The following is a 17484-nucleotide window of genomic DNA, read 5'->3' as shown; positions in this document are numbered from 1 at the left end:
CGTTTGCCCTTGCACAGCCCGTTTTACCCTGCCGAACCCGCTGCTGCGGGTTTTTCATTTTGGCGGGCTGGCTTTGCTGTGACGGCGGAATGAGCGTGGAGCAAGAGTGCGCTACAGCTTGCTGAACGTCGTTCGTTAGGGAGCGGGGCAGGAGAGCTGCGTGTTGCGCAAGATCTGCGCCTGCGCGGACGGGCGGTGTTGATGGCGGAAGAGAATGGGAGTCGAACCCACCCGGGACCGCTGGCGGCCCCTTCTGGTTTTGAAGACCAGCCACCCCACCGGGAGTGCCTCTCTTCCGTGAGGGCTGATTATAGCGGTTTCACTGCGGGCCTGCAGCGGGGGCGTCCGCCTGCAGGCTGGCACTGCCAAACAGCATGCTTTCCCGTAACAGGTGCCTGTCCGCCAGACGACGGGTAAAGCCGCTGCGGTCATAAAACTCCAGAATCTGGATGGCCAGCTTGCGACCGCAGCCCAGCTGGTCGCGAAAGTGGGCGGCATCGGCATGTCCGTGCTGCTCGCACAATGTACGGATGATGTCGGCCATGTGGTGCACGTGATGGGTGGCGAAATAGCGGTCCTGCACCACGGCGACCACGTGTCCAAGCCGGGCCGCCTTGTGTAGCAGGCGACGCATGTCGGTTTCTTCCATGGCGAGCAGGCGGGCCAGGTCTCGCACCCATTGCGGTTCGCTGCCGGCAAAGCAGGGGGCCAGGCGCTGCCATTGTTCCTGTTCCTGTGCGGTGAAGCTAAGCACATGTTCCGGCAGGTGCAGCCAGCCACGCGTCTGGCACAGCAAGCCTTGTTGCAGTAGCTGGTTCAGCAGCAGGTTGACGGCGGCTTCAGGCTGTCCGGGCAGGGCCAGTCGTCGCAGCCGTCCCCGGCTGGCACCCAGTTGATCCGGTTGTTGCTGATGCAGCATGGCCAGCCGCTCCAGCACGCTGTGCTGCATCGACTGCCAATGTGCCGGGTGATAGAGCCAGCCTTCTACTTGTTGACCTTGGCAGGTACTCAACAGCGCCTGAATGGCCTGGCTGTCCAGCTGCTTGGCCCAGGCAAAGGCATCCAGCGCCACGGCCTGCTGTTCGCTTTGCCTTTGCAACTGCTCGGCCAGAGGCTGTGCCGGACCGGACAATTGCCGTAGATAGTCCAGTCGTGCGTTCTGACGCTTGCCCCGTTCCGGCACTTGCAGTTCCAGTATCTTGGCACCGGCAATGGTGTGGCGGGCGCTGGCATCGCGCAGGATCAGCCTGTCGCCATCGGCCAGCCACAAGGGCTGGTCCAGCACCAGTTCGGCCAGGCCGCTTTCCGAGACTGCCAACTGGCTGTGATCCAGCAGGCACACCCGTCCGGTGATGTGACGTGCCGCGTGGTGGATATGCACTGCTTGCCAGTGTGTGAGTGTCTCAATGGCATGCAGCTGAACGGCGATGCGCTGGCTGGGGGCGGGCGGCTGGGTGTCAAATAGCCAGTCGCCGCGCTGGATATCCTGCTTTTGCACGTCACCCACCAGATTCAGCGCAATACGCTGTCCTGCCTGACCAGATTCGGCAGCGGTATTCTGTACATGCAGGCTGCGTACCCGGACCTGGCTGTCTCGTCCGCTCAACCACAGTCTGTCACCCACCGCAACCTGGCCGTTCAGTGCCGTGCCGGTGACCACCAGCCCGGCACCGCTCAGGCTGAATGCCCGGTCGATCGCCAGCCGAAAGCGTTGTCCTTGCGGCAGACCGGAGGGGTGCAGGTTGTCCAGCAAATGCTGGCGCAGTTGGGCAATGCCCAGGCCTTGCACACTGGAGACTGCAAACAGCGGCGCATCCGGCCATGGACTGTCCTGCAGCCAGTGGCGCACTGCGCGGCTTTGCGCCTGCAAGGTGGTTTCATCCACCAGATCGCACTTGCTGATGACCACGGTGAGCCGGGGAATGCCGCTGAGTTGCAGGATGGCAAGGTGTTCGCGGGTTTGCGGCATGATGCCGTCGTCCGCCGCAATGACCAGCAGGGCATGCGGAATGCCGGAAAGACCACACAGCATGTTGGCCAGAAATTTTTCATGGCCGGGGACGTCAATGAAACCGGCAATCCGTCCATCGTCCAGCGGCAGGTAGACATAGCCCAGGTCTATGGTCATGCCGCGTTTTTTTTCTTCCGGCAGCCGGTCGGCATCGTGGCCGGTCAGTGCGGTCAGCAGGGATGTCTTGCCATGGTCGACATGGCCGGCCGTGGCAAAAATCATGCGACTGAGCGGTCTGCCGGATGCTCCAGACCAACCGGGTCGATATGGGTCATCACATTGAGTACCGGATGCGCGCGCATGACTTCATCGCGTGCGCGCTCCGCAATATCGTGGGCTTCAAACACATTCATGTGGCCATCCACTTCCAGATGGACATCAACCAGAATCAGGTCGCCCATTTTGCGGGTGCGCAAATCATGCAGGGCCAGCACCCCCTTGGTCGCCAGCAGGGTCTGGCGGATGGCGGCGGTTTCTTCCGCATCGGCAGCACGGTCCATCAGGTCGTGCAGCGAACTCCAGGCAAAGCTCCAGCCCATTTTTCCCACGATGAAGCCAACGATCAGCGCTGCTACCGGGTCCAGAATCGGATAGCCCATCAGGTTGCCGATGATGCCAATCGCTACCACCAGCGAGGAGGCTGCATCGGAACGTGCATGCCAGGCATTGGCCACCAGCATGCTGGAGCGGACGCGTTGCGCCACCGCCAGCATGAAGCGGAACAACAGCTCTTTGCAGACCAGTGCCGTGATGGCTACCCACAGGGCGATGCTGTGCACGGTGGGAATGGTCGAGGGGTCGTGAAACTTCACTGCGGCGGACCACAGCATGCCGATGCCGACAGCCAGCAGGAGCAGTCCCAATACCAGCGAGGCAGCGTTTTCGTAACGCTGGTGACCATATTGGTGATCCGCATCCGGTCCCTTGCGGCTGTGGTGCCCGGCCAGCAGGACGACAAAGTCCGACAGCAGGTCGGACAGCGAGTGGACACCATCGGCCACCAGCGCCTGGGATTTGGCAAATACGCCAATCAGCACCTGGGCGGTGGCCAGCACGATATTGACCCATACGCTGACCATGGTGCTGCGACGCGCAGCCTTGTTGCGCGTGGCTTCGTCGGTGGTTTCCTGGGGAGAATGACTGGTGTGCAGGGTCATGGCTGTCTGTTTCAAATCAGGTGGGTTGTGCAGTATGCCATAGCTGCCTTAAGTTTTTCTTAATTGGATGTTATTGTTTAGTAAATAAAAACAATAATAAGAATAATGTGCATTCAGCTGCTGTAGTGGTTCATGTCAGAATAGCGACTGTCTGCATTTATTTCTGGAATGATCTTGGCGCTGTTGCTCAAGTCTTTGCTGGGTGCACTGGCGGTGGTGTTGATCAGCCTGTTGTCCCGCTCGCGCAATTACTATATCGCTGGCCTGGTGCCCTTGTTTCCCACGTTTGCCCTGATCGCCCACTATATTGTCGGCAGCGAACGTGGCGCACTGGCTCTCAAGACCACGGTGCTGTTTGGCATGTGGTCCTTGCTGCCGTATTTCGTCTACTTGTTCAGCCTGTATTGCCTGCTGGACCGTCTGCGCCTGCCGTGGGCGCTGGCGGCGGCCACTTGCAGCTGGGGTGTGGCCGCCCTGGTGCTGATATTGGGCTGGAGCCGCTGGCACGGTTAACGGGGCTGACTGGCACCGTCTGCTGGCTGCAGGTTGGCAAGAAAAGCGCTTTCATCTTCCAGACAGCGCAGGTCCAGCCACAACTTTCCGTCGTATAACCGCCCGATCACCGGAGAGGGCAGACTGCGCAATTGCTGGGCCAGTGCTTCCAGCGTGCTGCCGCGTCCATCCCGCGGGCTGAAGGTGATGGCCCAGCTGGGCAGGCGGTCCACCGGCAGGGAACCACTGCCGATTTGCGACAGGCAGGCGCTGCTGCCAAGGTCAAAACCGCCACCAGCGTAACTACTCAGTGCCGGTAGCAGACGCTCCGCGAGCTGACGGATTTCAGCCTGCGGTCGGGTGAGGCGGCGCAGGGTGGGCAGCTGCTGTACCAGCTTGTCCGGTTGCAGGTACAGGCGCAAGGTGGCTTCCAGTGCTGCCAGCGTCATTTTGTCGCAGCGCAGGGCACGCTTGAGTGGGTGCTTCTGGATTTTGTCTATCCAGCTTTGCTTGCCGATGATCAGCCCTGCTTGTGGTCCACCCAGCAGCTTGTCGCCGGAGAAACTGACCAGATCGACGCCCTGCGCAATCATCTGCTGCGGCATGGGTTCGGCTGGCAGGCCATAGGCGGAAAGGTCCACCAGTGCGCCCGAACCCAGATCGGTGGCTACCGGCAAGCCATGCTCGCGGGCCAGCGTGGCCAGTTCGGCCTCGCTCACGCTGTGGGTGAAGCCTTCTATCTGGTAATTGCTGGTATGCACCTTCATCAGCAGGCCGGTGTCCGGTGTGATGGCCTGGCGGTAGTCGCGCAGATGGGTGCGGTTGGTGGCACCCACTTCCACCAGCTGGCAGCCGGCTTGCCGCATGACATCCGGCATGCGGAAGGCCCCGCCAATTTCCACCAGCTCGCCACGCGACACAATCACTTCGCGCCCGGCCGCCACCGTAGACAGCATGATCAGCACGGCCGCGGCATTGTTGTTGACCACGCAGGCGGCCTCGGCACCGGTCAGCTCTTGCAGCAGCGCGCTGATGATGCTGTCGCGGTGACCGCGGCCTGCGCCGTCCAGATCGTATTCCAGTGTCACTGCTTCGCGCATGGCGTTGCTCACGGCGGCAACGGCTTCTTCTGCCATCGGCGCACGCCCCAGATTGGTGTGTAGCACCGTACCACTGAGGTTGAACACCGGTCGCATCTGCACCTGCTGACGCGCACAAACCCGCTGACTGGCGGCATGCGCCAGCTGTCCTTCGTCCTCAGCCCATTGCGGCAGGCTGTGTGTGTTGCGGATATGCTGGCGTGCTTCGTCCAGGGTCTGGCGCACGGCTTCGGTCAGTGCGGCATTGCCATGCCGGTCAATCAGCTTTTCCACCAGCGGGTGGTTGAGCAAGCGGTCTACCGATGGCAGGCGCGAATACAGGGTTTTCAGTGGCATGGTGGGTGTTCAGAAACGGGAAAAACGATAGAGCAGATACAGCAGCCCTACCAGGACCAGGTTGCCGGCCAGCCAGCGCAGCAGATGACGCCAGCGTGCCGATTGCGTGTCGGGTGCTTCGCAACGTTGGCGGTGGAGGGTGTTGGCAATGCATTGCCAGCCGCTCTAGGTGGATTCGGCAATATCGGCAGGCAGTGACAACAGGTTTTTTGCGTGACGCGGGTTGCTGGTGTGCATGGCAGTCTCCTGCGATTGGGTGGTCTTGCATTCTGGATACTAGCCGACTCGGAGCAGACATGGATAGCGATGACTGATCTGCACGTATAATGCGCCCATGACACAAGAAACCACGCCCCCGTTTGCCGGCCTGACGCCGGATGTGCTGCTGGATGCGGTAGAAAGCCTGGGCCTGCGTGCTTCAGGCAGCCTGCTGGCACTCAACAGCTATGAAAACCGTGTGTACCAGCTGGGCATGGAAGACGGCCCGCCGCTGGTGGCCAAGTTTTATCGGCCGGCACGCTGGAGCGATGCGCAGATTCTGGAAGAACATGCGTTCAGCCTGGCGCTGGCCGAGCGGGAAATCCCCGTGGTGCCGCCCATGCTGTTTGACGGGGCCAGCCTGCATGATTACCAGGGCATTCGTTTTGCCCTGTTTGCCCGGCGTGGCGGGCGTGTGCCGGAGCTGGGCGACAGCAATACGCTGGAGTGGATAGGCCGCTTTCTGGGGCGCATCCACGCGCTGGGCCAGGTGCAGGTTTACCAGCAACGTCCGGTGCTGGATATCTTCAGTTTTGGCGAGGAGCCGGTGCAGTATCTGCTGGATGCCGCGGTGGTGCCTGCGGATTTGCGCGAGGTCTATCGCGGTGTGGCATCGCAGGCGCTGGATGGGGTGCGACGCTGTTTTGACCGGGCCGGCACGGTGCGCCAGTTGCGCCTGCATGGCGATTGCCATCCGGGCAATATGCTGTGGACGGACGATGGCCCGCACTTTGTCGATTTTGACGACAGCCGCATGGGGCCTGCGGTGCAGGATATCTGGATGCTGCTGTCCGGCTCGCGGGAAGAGCAATCCGGCCAGCTAGCCGATGTCCTGGCCGGTTACGAGGATTTCTGCGACTTCAATTTGCGCGAACTGTATCTGGTGGAGGCGCTGCGAACGCTGCGCTTGCTGCACTATGCCGCCTGGCTGGCCCGGCGCTGGCATGATCCGGCTTTCCCGCTGGCCTTTCCCTGGTTCGCAGCCCCCCGTTTCTGGGAGGAGCAAATCCTGTCACTACGCGAACAGATTGCGCTGATGGACGAGCCGCCGTTGTGGACGCTGCCCTAGCCTGAGCGGCGGTAGCGTTCAGCCCGGTGTGCGTTGCGTCAGGTTCAGGCCGGGCTGATGCTGTTTGGCCCAGGGCAGCAACTGGGCAGCTGGCATCGGGCGGGCAATGAAATAGCCTTGTCCCAACTGGCAGCCACGCTGCTGCATGATGTCCAGGTCTTGCTGGGTTTCGATGCCTTCGGCCACGGTGCATAGCTGCATGCGGTTGCCCAGTTCGATGATGCTATCGGTGATGGCCTGCAAATGCGGCTTGTCGGCAATGGCTGTCACCAGCGACTGGTCGATTTTCAGTTCGGTGAACGGAAAACGGGTGAGTTGCTGGAAGGTGGCAAAGCCGGTACCGAAATCATCAATCGACAGGCCGATGCCGGCCAGCCGCAAGCGCGCGGCAATGCCGATGGCGTCGGTCAGGCTGTCGGAGATGGCGGTTTCGGTAATTTCAAAGGTGATGTAACGTGCGGGCACCTTGCTGCGTTGCAAGCGCTTCTCCACTGCTTCGCTCAGGCTGCTGCCATGCAAGGAGCGGCCGGACAGGTTGATCGACAGGGGCAGGCGCAAGCCTTGCCGTGCCCATTCCTGCCACTGGTGCAGTCCCTGATCCAGCATGGACAGGGTGAGGTCGGTATCCCAGTCCTGTTGTTCGATGACCGGAATGAAGCTCGCCGGCGGAATCAAGCCGCATTCCGGGTGCTGCCAGCGGGCCAGCATTTCAGCACCCTTGATGTGTCCGGTTTTCAAGTCGATTTTCGGCTGGTAGTAGGGAATGATCTGTCCCAGATCCAGCGCCTCGCGCACGCTGGCCGGCTCGTATAGTGGGCAGGCTTCACGGTTTTTCCCGGCTTGCGGGCAGAGGCGTTGCAGCAAGTCCTGCAGCTGGTTCTTGTTCAGGGGTTTTTTCAGCCCGCCTAGCACGGGCAGGCCCAAACCGGCACCCATCAGCTCCAGGGTGGATATCAGCATGTAATCCTTGCCGGAGGTCAGGATGATGTGCGGCGTCAGCTTTTCAGCCGCCAGCTGCTGCATCACCTGCACCCCGTCCATGAGCGGCATTTCCAGATCAAGCAGTAGCAAGTCCGGCACGCACTGGCGCATCATGGCCATGCCTTCTTCACCGTTGCTGGCATGGCGAACGCTGGCAAAGCCCAGTTGCTGGCAGATTTCGCTGGCCAGTTGTCGGTGCAAGTTGCTGTCTTCCACGATCAGGACATCTTGCATGTCGGCAGGCTGCATGCTGGGCGTCTCCTTCAGCGGCATATGGCCTTGGCGATATTGTCCAGTGGCATCACTTCGTCGGCAGCGCCCAGTTTGATGGCTTCCTTGGGCATGCCGAACACCACACAGCTGTCTTCATCCTGGGCAATGGTTTTGGCGCCTGCATCGTGCATTTCCTTGAGTCCGCGTGCGCCGTCATCGCCCATGCCGGTCATGATGATGCCCAGCGCGTTGCGCCCGGCAAATTTGGCGGCCGAGCGGAACAGTACATCGACGGATGGCTTGTGGCGGCTGACCAGCGGCCCGTCCACCACTTCCACCTGGTAGTAGGCCCCGCTGCGTTTGATCATCATGTGCTTGCCGCCGGGGGCAATCAGTGCCCGGCCCGGCAGGATGCGGTCGCCGGTGGCGGCTTCCTTCACTTCGATTTCCGACAGGCGGTCCAGTCGTTCGGCAAATGATGCGGTGAATTTCTCCGGCATGTGCTGCACGATGGCAAGGCCGGGACAGGTGCGCGGCAGGGTGGTCAGAATGGCTTCCAGTGCCTGGGTGCCACCGGTGGAGGTACCAATGGCGACGATGCGCTCGGTGGTCTGGAACATCTGCTGCCCGGTGGGGGCGGCCAGCACGGCATCGGCCGACAGTTTGGGGCGGGTTTCCATCGGAGTGGGCGGCAGGGTGCGCATGCGGCTCATGCGGGCGGTGGCGGCCGCCTTGACCGCCTGCACCAGCAGGTTGTTGCTGTCCTGCAAAAACTGCTTTACCCCGGCGTGGGGCTTGGCAATCACCTCGACGGCCCCTGCGGCCATGGCCTGCACGCTGATATCGGCACCTTTCTGGGTGAGCGAGGAGCAAATCACTACCGGGGTTGGTCGGCTGGCCATGATCTGCTTGAGAAAGGTGATGCCGTCCATGCGCGGCATTTCCACGTCCAGCACGATGACATCCGGCCAGTGCTGCTTCATTTTTTCCATCGCCACAATGGGGTCGGTGGCGACGTCCATCACGGTGATGCCGCTGCTGGCGGTAAAAATTTCGCTCAGTACCTGACGTACCACGGCGGAGTCGTCCACGATCATGACATTGATGCTCATGCTTTTTTCCTTTTTGTTGTCAGCGCTGGCAGCTCGCTTTCCTGGGACAGGCGAACCCGGACCTCGCCTGTTTGCACATCCAGAACCACCAGGCGAGGACAGCAACCGCCCAGGTTTTCCGATTGCACCTGCAAACCAAGTTGTCGTGCCATCTGGCGTGCCTGCTCGATATTGTGCCCGGCCACATCGTGCTGATGATCGCCATCGGGATGGGCCAGTACCGATGCTCCGCCCAGCAGGTGGCACTGGAATTCATGTAGCGGCCTGCCGCAGCCCAGTACAGCGCGCAGCAGCAACAGCATGGCCTCTTCGCCGTAGCGGCCTGACAAGGTATCGCTCGGGCCATTGCGCCTGGCCAGCAGGTAATGACACATTCCGCCCAGTTGCAGCTGTGGATGCCACAGCACAATGGCCACGCATGAGCCCAGCAGGGTGCTGATGCGGACATGGCCTGCTTCAAATGCCCACTCCCCGGGATGGAGGAAAATCTCCTTGTCAGCAATGTTCGGCATGATGTTCTGACCGGTGGCTATCTCGCCCTGCCAGGCAGGGTGGGTTGCAACAAACTGCTTAACCCAATCTAGTTCACCGCACCGGTGATTGCCGCCTTTATCTGCTCAATACCCGGTTTCGCCAGACCGATCATCTCCTCCAGCGACAGCACTTGTTCCATGTTCAACAGCAGGATATGGCGGCCATCCTGCATGGCCATGCCGGCGATGAAGTCCGGCCGGATCGGGTTGCCAAACGGCGGTGGCGGCATGATGTCTGCCGCAGGCAGGCTGATGACTTCATGCACCGCATCCACCAGCAATCCCAGATCCTGGCCGCTGCTGGCGGTTGTTTCCACGATGACAATGCAGCTGCGGCGCAGCACGCGACCGCTGCCATGCCCCAGCCGCTGTGCCAGGTCGATGACCGGCAGCACGCTGCCGCGCAGATTCATCACCCCGTGAATGAAGCCCGGCATTTGCGGGATGGTGGTGGGGCGCTGGTATTGCAGGATTTCACGCACCTGCAGGATGTTGCAGGCGAAGTATTGCGTGCCCAGCTGGAAGCACAGGTATTCGGTATCTCGCGATGTGTGCTGTTCAGTCATCGGCGGCTCCGCAGTCCGGCTCGGGGGTGAGGACGGTCACATGCCGGGCCAGTGTGCCCAGGGTGTGGCTGCTCAGCAGCCGGTTGGCATCCAGCAACAAGGTGAAGCCTGTCGTTTCGCGGACCATGCCGGCCAGCATGCCGGTGGACATCAGGGGCTCAAGGGCCGGTGCCGTTTCAATGTCGTCGCGCTGGATGTCTTCCACCATCATCACTTCATCCACCAGCATGCCCAGTTCGCGAATCTGCAATGGCAGGGCCAGTTGCAGGATGATGATGCAGCTGCGCCGTTGCGGTTCGGTGGCGGGCAAACCCAGTCGCTGTGCCAGATCAATGATGGGCACGGCGCTGCCGCGCAGGTTGAGCAAGCCGCACAGCGGGGCCGGCATGGTGGGGAAGGGTGTAAGAGGCTGGTATTCCAGCAGTTCGCGTACCTGATGCAGCAGGATGCCAAGCCGGGTATCCGCACAGCGAAAGCGCAGGTATTGCAGCGCGACCTCGGCAGGGGCCGGGCTGTGCAAGTGCGTTGTCGTGGCTGGCGTCTGTCGCCAATGACGTGGGGCTCCCATGCTGTCCTGCCTAGTAAGTGCTGAAGCCGGAGGCTTGATGACGGGCGCGGGCAATGGGCGTGGCACCGTGCGGCTGCGCAGGCTGTGCAGCCGTCTCGTCAAACTGGAAAAAACGCATCAGCGCCAGAAGATGCTCTGCCTGACTGCTCATTTGCTCGGCGGTGGAGGCCAGCTCTTCGCTGGCGGAGGCGTTTTGTTGGGTGCTGCTGTTTTGTTGCTGCACCGCGCTGCTGATCTGGTTCACCGCTGTGGCCTGCTCGCTGGAGGCCGCGGCGATTTCCTGCACCAGGTCGGCGGTGCGGCCGCTGGAGCGCACCATGCCATCCAGCAGTTTTCCGGCCTCGTCGGCCAGCTCCACGCTATTGGCGGCAACCTGGCTTATTTCCTGGGCGGCAACCTGGCTGCGTTCTGCCAGTTTGCGCACTTCACCGGCAACAACGGCAAAGCCGCGACCATGCTCGCCGGCGCGTGCGGCTTCGATGGCGGCATTGAGCGCCAGCAGGTTGGTCTGGTAGGCAATGTCATCGATGATGCCTATCCGGTCGGCAATCTGGCGCATGGCTGCGGTGGTATGGCGTACCGCATCGCCGCCTTGCCGCGCTTCGCGGGCGGCCTGTTCGGCCAGCCCTTCGGTCACCCGCGCATTGTCATTGCTATGGCTGATGGCGGCGGACATCTCTTCGATGGCTGCGGTGGTTTCCTCGATGCCGGCGGCCGATTCACTGGCCGATTGCGCCAGGGATTCGGACGTGGCATTCAGCTGCTGGGCAGCGGAGGCAAGGTTGGCGGCACCACTTTTCACTTCCAGAATGATGTCGGTGAGGGTTTGAACCGTACTGGCGATGGCATGCATCATGCTGTGCTCATCCCCCTTGCGCAGCGGCAGATGCACATCCAGCTTGCCGGCAGCCAGCTGATGCATGATGTGGGCCACTTCCTGTGGTTCGCCGCCCAGGGTACGGCGCAAGGAGCGAACGGTCAGCCAGGCGAGCAAGCCTCCCAGCACGATGGCGGCAAACGACAGCAACAGCATGATGCGGTGAGCCTGCCGCATCTCGCGCTCACTTTCCTGCCGCGCCTGTGCGTTCAGTCGCAGCTCGGTGTCGTACAACTGGCGCAGCACTTCCATCAGCTGATTCATGGCGGGGGCTACTTCAGCCTGCATGATGCGGGTGGCTGCTTCCTTTTCATTGATGGCTGCCTGTGCTTCTGATTTATCCATCAGGTTGAAGGCGACCGGTCGTACCCTGGCCAGCTGGTTCAATAAATCACGCTCCCGCTGGGTCAGCCCTGCTTCGGCCAGCATGTCGCGCTGGGTGAGCTGTTCGGTGTCCAGATAGCGCTGTTTTGCCTGATTGTATTGCTGGATCGCGGTGTTGATGGCGTGCAGGTCGGGGTAAATGATGATGTTGCGATAGCTCACCCGCAGCTCCTGTGCCTGCTCGATCAGCGAGGAAACCCGGGTGGCATCGCGGTCGTTGATTTGCATGTCGGCCAGCATGGCGCTGTTGCGGGCAAAGCCGTTGAGTGCAACCAGCACGCACAGGACCAGCAACAGCAAGATGCTGCCAAAGCCCAGACTCAACCGTGTGGTGACCCGCATGGATTTGGTTGATTTCATGTTGTTTTCCCCGCAGACAGAATGGTTGAGGGCGGATGGCCCAAGGCCGTTTGCTGATGCTGTGCGTATTCCAGGCTGCGCGCGTGCTCGCTCAGCGCCAGCACATCCAGAATGAGCGCCACTTCACCACTGCCCAGTATGGTGGAGCCGCTGATGGCTTTCAGATGCTGGAACAACGGGCTGAGCGGCTTGATGACGGTCTGGTATTCGCCATGCAGTGCGTCCACCAGCAGGCCCACCTTGTATTCGCCGGTCTGGATGATGACCACGTTCTGGCGGCGAGCCGGCTGGCCGTCCAGCCCCAGAAAACGGCGCAGGCACAGCAGGGGCAGCATTTCGCCACGCAAGTTGAACTGTCCGGCAGCAGTGGCGGTTTGCCAGCCTTGCGGCAGGGCAATGCACTCGGCGATGCAGTCCAGCGGAACGACAAAGGTGGCCGTACCCACCGTGACCAGAAAGCCGTCAATGATGGCCAGCGTCAGCGGCAGGCGCAGACGGAAGGTGGTGCCAAGTCCGGCTTCGCTTTCCACTTCCACTGTGCCGCGCAGCCGGGCAATGTTCTGTTTTACCACATCCAGGCCTACTCCACGTCCGGACAGATTGCTGATGGTGGCCGCGGTGGAAAAACCGGGCTCGAAGATCAGGCGGTAGATTTCCTGTTCCGCCAGTTCCCGGTCGCCGGTGATCAGGCCGCGTTGTCGTGCTTTTTCCAGGATGGTGTGCTGGTTCAGGCCACGGCCATCATCGGCCACTTCAATCACCACGCTGCCGGATTCGTGATACGCATCCAGCCACAGGCGACCGGCTTCCGGCTTGCCCGCTGCACGGCGCTGCGCCGTGTCCTCGATGCCATGGTCGATGGCATTGCGCACCAGATGGGTCAGCGGGTCGGTCAGCTTGTCCACCATGGACTTGTCCAGCTCGGTGTCCGCACCGCTGACAAACAGGCGGATGTCCTTGCCCAGTGCCTGGCTCACATCGTGCACCACGCGGCCAAAGCGGCTGAAACATTCGCCGATGGGCACCATGCGCATGCCCAGGGTCTGGCTGCGTATCTGTTCGATCAGTCCGGCCAGCACCGAGGTGGATTCCAGCAAGGGCGCATTGCCATGCTGTCTGGCCAGCAGATGGCTGGCTGCACCGGCAATCACCAGTTCGCCGACCAGGTTGATCAACTGGTCCAGCTTGGCCGCTTCCACCTTGATGAAGCGGCTTTCGTTGCTTTTGCCGGTTTTGGGCGTGTCTGTTGCCGCCACGGCTGCCGGCTGTACTTCATCAGCCCTGCTTGCGGACGGGCTGGCTGCCGGGGGCTGCCACAGGCCCCATTGCTGCCAGATTGCACTGGCCGCCTGTTTCTCGGCGGCATCCCCGGCGGACAGCGCCTGTTGCAAGTGACTGTCCAGTTGTTGGCGCGGGCTGATGATGAACTGGCCATCTTCGCTGGCAAAGGCAAACACGCTTTCCAGCTGTGCGGCATCGACCGGGCCTCGGAATTGCACTTCCACCCGCAGATAGTTGCGCTCCGGATCAAACCGGTCCTCATCGCCTTCTGTGGCCAGCCCCGGGCAGCAACTGGCAATGGCCTGGATTTCGCCCAGGGTGTCCAGATAGCGGATGAAGGACGCCGGGTCCATGCCGTTGCGCAGTACATCCGGCCCGAAGCGCAGTGACAGCAGCCAGTCGCTGCTGGGCTGCTGGGCCGGTGGCGGCTCCAGATGCTCGCCGGATGCATAGTGCAGTGTGTCGCTGCCGTGCTGCATCATCGCGGCGATATCGGCCAGTATGCTGGCCTGTTCTTCGCCAGAGGGCGGCATGCCGCCATCCAGTGCCGCCAGCTGGGCCTTGACGTGGTCATGACAGCGCAGCAACAGGCCATCCAGTTCGGCGTCCAGCTGCAAGCTGCCATCCCTCAGCTGGTCGAGCAGGTCTTCTACCTGATGGGTGAAGTGAACGATGTCCTCCAGCCCGAACAGGCCGGCCGAACCCTTGATGGTATGCATGGCACGGAACAGTGCACCCAGCTGCTCTGCCGTGATGTTGTCGGCTTCGGCATCCAGCAGGATGCCTTCCATTTCCTCCAGCAGTTCGGCGGACTCCTGCAAGAAGGATTGCCGTGCCTGTTCAAGATTCATCATTGCTCTCCAGGCAGGCTTGCAATGCGCCAAGGCCCATCAGCCGGATAAAGCTGCGCACCGTCTGGCTGGGCTGGCTCAGCCGCAATGTGCGTTGCTGCCCTTGCTGCCGGGCCAGCAGCCATAACAGCACCTGGGCTGCAGCACAGTCCATTTCGCTGACCCGGGACAAGTCCAGTACCAGGTCGGCAGCGTCGCGACTGGCCTCCAGTAGCTGCTGATGCAGGCTTGCTGCCTGATAGAGGGTCAGCTCAGCACCCAGCGTGATGCACTTTTCCATGAAAGGCTGTTACCGCGTTGTGAGCCGGGCAATGGCTGCCAGCAGATAGGGTGGTTCGAAGGGTTTGATGATCCAGGCACTGATGCCTTGTTGCTGGCCGCGCAGTTGCAAGTGGCGGGCATCCTGTGTGGTCAGCATGATGACGGGGGTGCTGGCATACAGCGGGTGCTGGCGGATGTGCTCCAGCAAGCCCAGGCCATCGAGTACCGGCATGTTGAGATCGGACAGGATCAGGTCGATCTGACGGCCATCCAGCATGTCCAAAGCTTGTTTGCCGTCGGCCGCCTGCAACACGGTGTGGCCTGCGCCTTCCAGTGTCATTTTCACCACCAGGCGCAGGCTGAGCGAATCGTCGACGATCAGGATGGTTTTGCTCATGGCCTCCCTCTTACCCGGTTCAACAGCCGCTGTACGCCAATGGTTGCTGCTGCGGCTTGTTCATTCATGCCTGCATGCCTGACGGCCGCGCATGAACTTGTTATTTTTTCTTTCTAGTTGCTCGCCCGATTGAATGCAAACCGCAAAGCGGTCTGCAGTTGCAGGCGGATGACTGCCAGCGGAGGATGCCCGGTCGGCCGCAGGCCAAAAAAAACCGGCCACGCGGGCCGGTTGCAGCTGTCAGGCAGTATTGCCGGGAAATAACAGCGGGTTCAGCCCGCTGCGGGCAAAGCCCTGTTCCTCCAGTGCGGCATCCAGCGCCAGGCTGGCCAGGTCGTCGGCCACCGCTTCGGCCTGCTGGTCCTTGTCCAGCGACAGGATTTTCAGATAGCTGCCGCAATCGCCGCAGGACTCGCCGCGCACGGCAGTATGCGCGTCCTGCAGCGACCAGTAGCCGATGTCGCGGGTGGCTTCGCAGTTGCTGCACTTTGCCCGCACCAGATGCCACTCGCTTTCGCACAGGCTGCAATGCAGATAGCGCAGGCCGGCTTCATTGCCCTGGCGCACCATGCTCGCTACCGGGGCGCTGGCGCATACCGGGCACAGGTGACGCGCATCGCCTGGTTCGGCCACAGCGGCGATTTGCAGCTGGCTGGCCAGCTGGCTGAAGTACACCGACAAGGCCGCCCAGATGAAGGGTGCCTGCGCACTATCCACCGCTGCCAGATCTCCCGACAACAGCTTCTGGGCTGCCGCTTCCCGCTGTGCCGGAGTGCTGTCGAGAAGTCCGTTCAGCACACCGGCCAGCAGCGGACTGGCACCTTCCGCCAGCTGTGCACACAGGGCTGACAGCAGTTGCTGCCACTGACTGTCGCGTTGCCAGGCCATGGCCCCCAGGGGGGGCAGGCCGTGCTCGGCACAGTGCCGGAAGTAATCCTCCCGCACCGGCAGCAACACCGGCTGGCTGTGTACCAGCTGGTGTTGTGCCTCAGCAATGCGGCGGGCCAGTTGCAGGTAATCGGCCATCACATGCCCCGCTGCCAGTTGCTGCAGCCGCTCGGCACGCTGACGATACAGCGTTGCAGGCTGCGGCAGCAGCAGCGGGGTGATGTCAAGGCTGGCTGCCTGACGTTCGGCCAATTGCTCGGCCGGAACAATGCGGATGCTCATGGCTTGTGCTTGTCTCCAGTCATTTCACGGTACCAGCGCGGATGGTGCTTCTTGGCCCAGGCGTGGGTGACCACGCCTTCCACCATGGCGCGGATGGTGCCGCGCACCCAGATGGCGGCGTACACATGCACCACGATGCCGGCAATCAGCGCCAGTGCGCTCCAGGCATGCAACAGCAGGGCAATGCGCACCACATCAATGGGGAAGGAGTAGGCAAAGTAGGGCCGCCAGATGACGACACCGGTGCAAATCAGCACCAGCAGGCAGCCCGTCATCAGCCAGAACATGCCTTTCTGACCACCGTTGTACTTGCCGGTATCGCCCACCTCATGCCCGGCCAGCACCGACTTCACCGATTTCATCCACTTGATGTCTTCCTTGTCGATGAAATTGTGATGCCAGTAACGGAAGAACTGGCGGGCAAAGCCGACAAACATCAGCACCCCGACAAAGGGGTGGATGATGCGTGCCAGCTGCGGCGTGCCGAACACCCCGGTAAGCCAGAAGAAGGCCGGGTAGAAAAAGGCCAGGCCCGAGATGGCCAGCAGCACGAAACACACCGCCACGATCCAGTGGTTGATGCGTTCCGCCGCGCTGTAGCGCTTGATCAGCTTTTCCTTGCTCATGCCTTGTCCTCCTCTTCGTCATCTTCGGCCTTGTTGGGGCCGACGCCGATGTAGTGGAAGAAGCCGAACAGCACCGAGGCGGCCAGGCCGATGGTGGACAGCGGCTTGAGAATGCCTTTCCACAGGCTGACCACCGGGCTGATCTGCGGATCCTTCTTCAGCCCGTGGTACAGCTCGGGCTGATCGGCATGGTGCAGCACGTACATCACATGGGTGCCGCCCACGCCTTGCGGATCGTACAGACCGGCATTGGCGTAGCCACGGGTTTTCAGCTCGTCCACCCGTACCTGTGCGTATTCCTTCATGTCCTCCTTGCTGCCAAAGCGGATGGCGCCGGTGGGACAGGTTTTCACACAGGCCGGCTCTTGCCCCACGCTTACCCGGTCGGAACACAAGGTGCACTTGTAGGCCTTGTTGTCCTTCTGGTTGATGCGCGGCACATTGAACGGACAGCCGGCAATGCAATAGCCGCAGCCAATGCAGTGCTCGGACTGGAAGTCCACGATGCCGTTGGCGTACTGGATGATGGCTCCGGGCGAAGGACAGGCTTTCAGGCAGCCGGGGTCGGCGCAGTGCATGCAGCCGTCCTTGCGGATCAGCCATTCCAGCTTGCCGTTTTGCTCCACTTCGCTGTAACGCATCACCGTCCAGCTTTCGGCTGTCAGGTCAGCCGGGTTGTCGTACACCCCGACATTGCTGCCGATTTCGTCGCGCAGGTCATTCCACTCCGAACAGGCCACCTGACAGGCCTTGCAGCCAATGCAGGTGGACACGTCGATCAGCTTGGCCACCTCCGCCTTGTGCTCGCGTGCAATCGGCGGCTGGGTGGGGCTGGCGGAGCGGCGCAGGATATCTTGCGATTGCAGTGACATGGTCGCTCC

Annotated in this window: 17 protein-coding genes and 1 tRNA gene; 2 read left to right on the top strand and 16 right to left on the bottom strand. The window is 61.7% G+C overall.

The window, feature by feature from the left end; genetic code table 11:
• Positions 1–202: 202 nt before the first annotated feature.
• From ACE3SE_RS09695 to ACE3SE_RS09685, 3 genes are all read right to left on the bottom strand, one after another.
• Positions 203–297, bottom strand: a tRNA-Sec gene (locus ACE3SE_RS09695).
• Positions 298–319: 22 nt separating this feature from the next.
• Positions 320–2233, bottom strand: coding sequence for a selenocysteine-specific translation elongation factor (gene selB / locus ACE3SE_RS09690; RefSeq protein WP_374554916.1), 1914 nt, complete (start codon positions 2231–2233; stop codon positions 320–322).
• The gene (locus tag ACE3SE_RS09685; protein ID WP_374554914.1) at positions 2230–3168 is read right to left on the bottom strand and encodes a cation diffusion facilitator family transporter; all 939 of its coding nucleotides are present in this window, start codon (positions 3166–3168) and stop codon (positions 2230–2232) included. The genes selB and ACE3SE_RS09685 overlap by 4 nt, the downstream gene beginning before the upstream one ends.
• A gap of 174 nt (positions 3169–3342) precedes the next feature.
• On the opposite strand from ACE3SE_RS09685, the gene ACE3SE_RS09680 reads away from it, so the two are divergent.
• Positions 3343–3681 carry a GlpM family protein gene (locus tag ACE3SE_RS09680; RefSeq protein WP_062788159.1) on the top strand — a complete coding sequence of 113 codons (339 nt, stop codon included), beginning with the start codon at positions 3343–3345 and terminating at the stop codon, positions 3679–3681.
• On the opposite strand, the gene selA is transcribed toward ACE3SE_RS09680, so the two are convergent.
• Entirely contained in the window at positions 3678–5096 is a 1419-nt protein-coding gene (selA, locus tag ACE3SE_RS09675) for an L-seryl-tRNA(Sec) selenium transferase (RefSeq protein WP_374554912.1), read from the bottom strand. The two genes, ACE3SE_RS09680 and selA, sit on opposite strands and share 4 nt — an antisense overlap.
• Positions 5097–5430: 334 nt before the next feature.
• On the opposite strand from selA, the gene ACE3SE_RS09670 reads away from it, so the two are divergent.
• Positions 5431–6423, top strand: coding sequence for a serine/threonine protein kinase (locus ACE3SE_RS09670; protein ID WP_045845502.1), 993 nt, complete (start codon positions 5431–5433; stop codon positions 6421–6423).
• 18 nt (positions 6424–6441) lie between these two features.
• Here ACE3SE_RS09670 and ACE3SE_RS09665 read toward each other — a convergent pair whose 3' ends face one another.
• The 12 genes from ACE3SE_RS09665 to fdxH all read right to left on the bottom strand — a co-directional run bounded on the left by ACE3SE_RS09665 (position 6442) and on the right by fdxH (position 17475).
• Positions 6442–7653, bottom strand: coding sequence for an EAL domain-containing response regulator (locus tag ACE3SE_RS09665; protein WP_374554910.1), 1212 nt, complete (start codon positions 7651–7653; stop codon positions 6442–6444).
• Between the two features lie 14 nt (positions 7654–7667).
• A complete protein-coding gene (locus tag ACE3SE_RS09660) occupies positions 7668–8729 on the bottom strand; it encodes a protein-glutamate methylesterase/protein-glutamine glutaminase (protein WP_062788101.1) in 1062 nt (353 codons plus the stop codon).
• Positions 8726–9241, bottom strand: a complete 516-nt coding sequence (locus tag ACE3SE_RS09655) for a chemotaxis protein CheD (protein ID WP_045845504.1) — start codon at positions 9239–9241, stop codon at positions 8726–8728. The genes ACE3SE_RS09660 and ACE3SE_RS09655 overlap by 4 nt, the downstream gene beginning before the upstream one ends.
• A 68-nt stretch (positions 9242–9309) precedes the next feature.
• Entirely contained in the window at positions 9310–9828 is a 519-nt protein-coding gene (locus ACE3SE_RS09650; RefSeq protein WP_374554907.1) for a chemotaxis protein CheW, read from the bottom strand.
• Positions 9821–10396: a chemotaxis protein CheW gene (locus tag ACE3SE_RS09645; RefSeq protein WP_374554905.1), complete on the bottom strand. Its 576-nt coding sequence runs from the start codon at positions 10394–10396 to the stop codon at positions 9821–9823. The genes ACE3SE_RS09650 and ACE3SE_RS09645 overlap by 8 nt, the downstream gene beginning before the upstream one ends.
• Before the next feature lie 10 nt (positions 10397–10406).
• Positions 10407–12017, bottom strand: a complete 1611-nt coding sequence (locus tag ACE3SE_RS09640; protein WP_374554903.1) for a methyl-accepting chemotaxis protein — start codon at positions 12015–12017, stop codon at positions 10407–10409.
• Positions 12014–14152 carry a chemotaxis protein CheA gene (locus tag ACE3SE_RS09635; RefSeq protein ID WP_374554901.1) on the bottom strand — a complete coding sequence of 713 codons (2139 nt, stop codon included), beginning with the start codon at positions 14150–14152 and terminating at the stop codon, positions 12014–12016. The genes ACE3SE_RS09640 and ACE3SE_RS09635 overlap by 4 nt, the downstream gene beginning before the upstream one ends.
• Entirely contained in the window at positions 14139–14429 is a 291-nt protein-coding gene (locus ACE3SE_RS09630) for an STAS domain-containing protein (RefSeq protein ID WP_062788087.1), read from the bottom strand. The genes ACE3SE_RS09635 and ACE3SE_RS09630 overlap by 14 nt, the downstream gene beginning before the upstream one ends.
• A 9-nt stretch (positions 14430–14438) precedes the next feature.
• Complete coding sequence (locus ACE3SE_RS09625; RefSeq protein WP_131355628.1) at positions 14439–14807, bottom strand: response regulator; 369 nt, start codon at positions 14805–14807, stop codon at positions 14439–14441.
• Between the two features lie 240 nt (positions 14808–15047).
• Positions 15048–15977 (bottom strand): formate dehydrogenase accessory protein FdhE, encoded by a 930-nt coding sequence (gene fdhE, locus ACE3SE_RS09620; RefSeq protein ID WP_374554899.1) that lies wholly within the window; start codon positions 15975–15977, stop codon positions 15048–15050.
• Positions 15974–16603: a formate dehydrogenase subunit gamma gene (locus ACE3SE_RS09615; RefSeq protein ID WP_045845510.1), complete on the bottom strand. Its 630-nt coding sequence runs from the start codon at positions 16601–16603 to the stop codon at positions 15974–15976. Before ACE3SE_RS09615 ends, fdhE begins: the two co-directional genes overlap by 4 nt.
• Positions 16600–17475 (bottom strand): formate dehydrogenase subunit beta, encoded by an 876-nt coding sequence (fdxH, locus tag ACE3SE_RS09610; RefSeq protein ID WP_062788080.1) that lies wholly within the window; start codon positions 17473–17475, stop codon positions 16600–16602. Before fdxH ends, ACE3SE_RS09615 begins: the two co-directional genes overlap by 4 nt.
• Positions 17476–17484: the final 9 nt, after the last annotated feature.

The sequence above is a fragment of the Aquitalea pelogenes genome (assembly GCF_041914625.1).
GTDB classification, from domain to species: domain Bacteria; phylum Pseudomonadota; class Gammaproteobacteria; order Burkholderiales; family Chromobacteriaceae; genus Aquitalea; species Aquitalea pelogenes.
The sequence above is the reverse complement of the archived record's forward strand: the minus strand, read 5'-3'. Positions and strand labels throughout refer to the sequence as shown.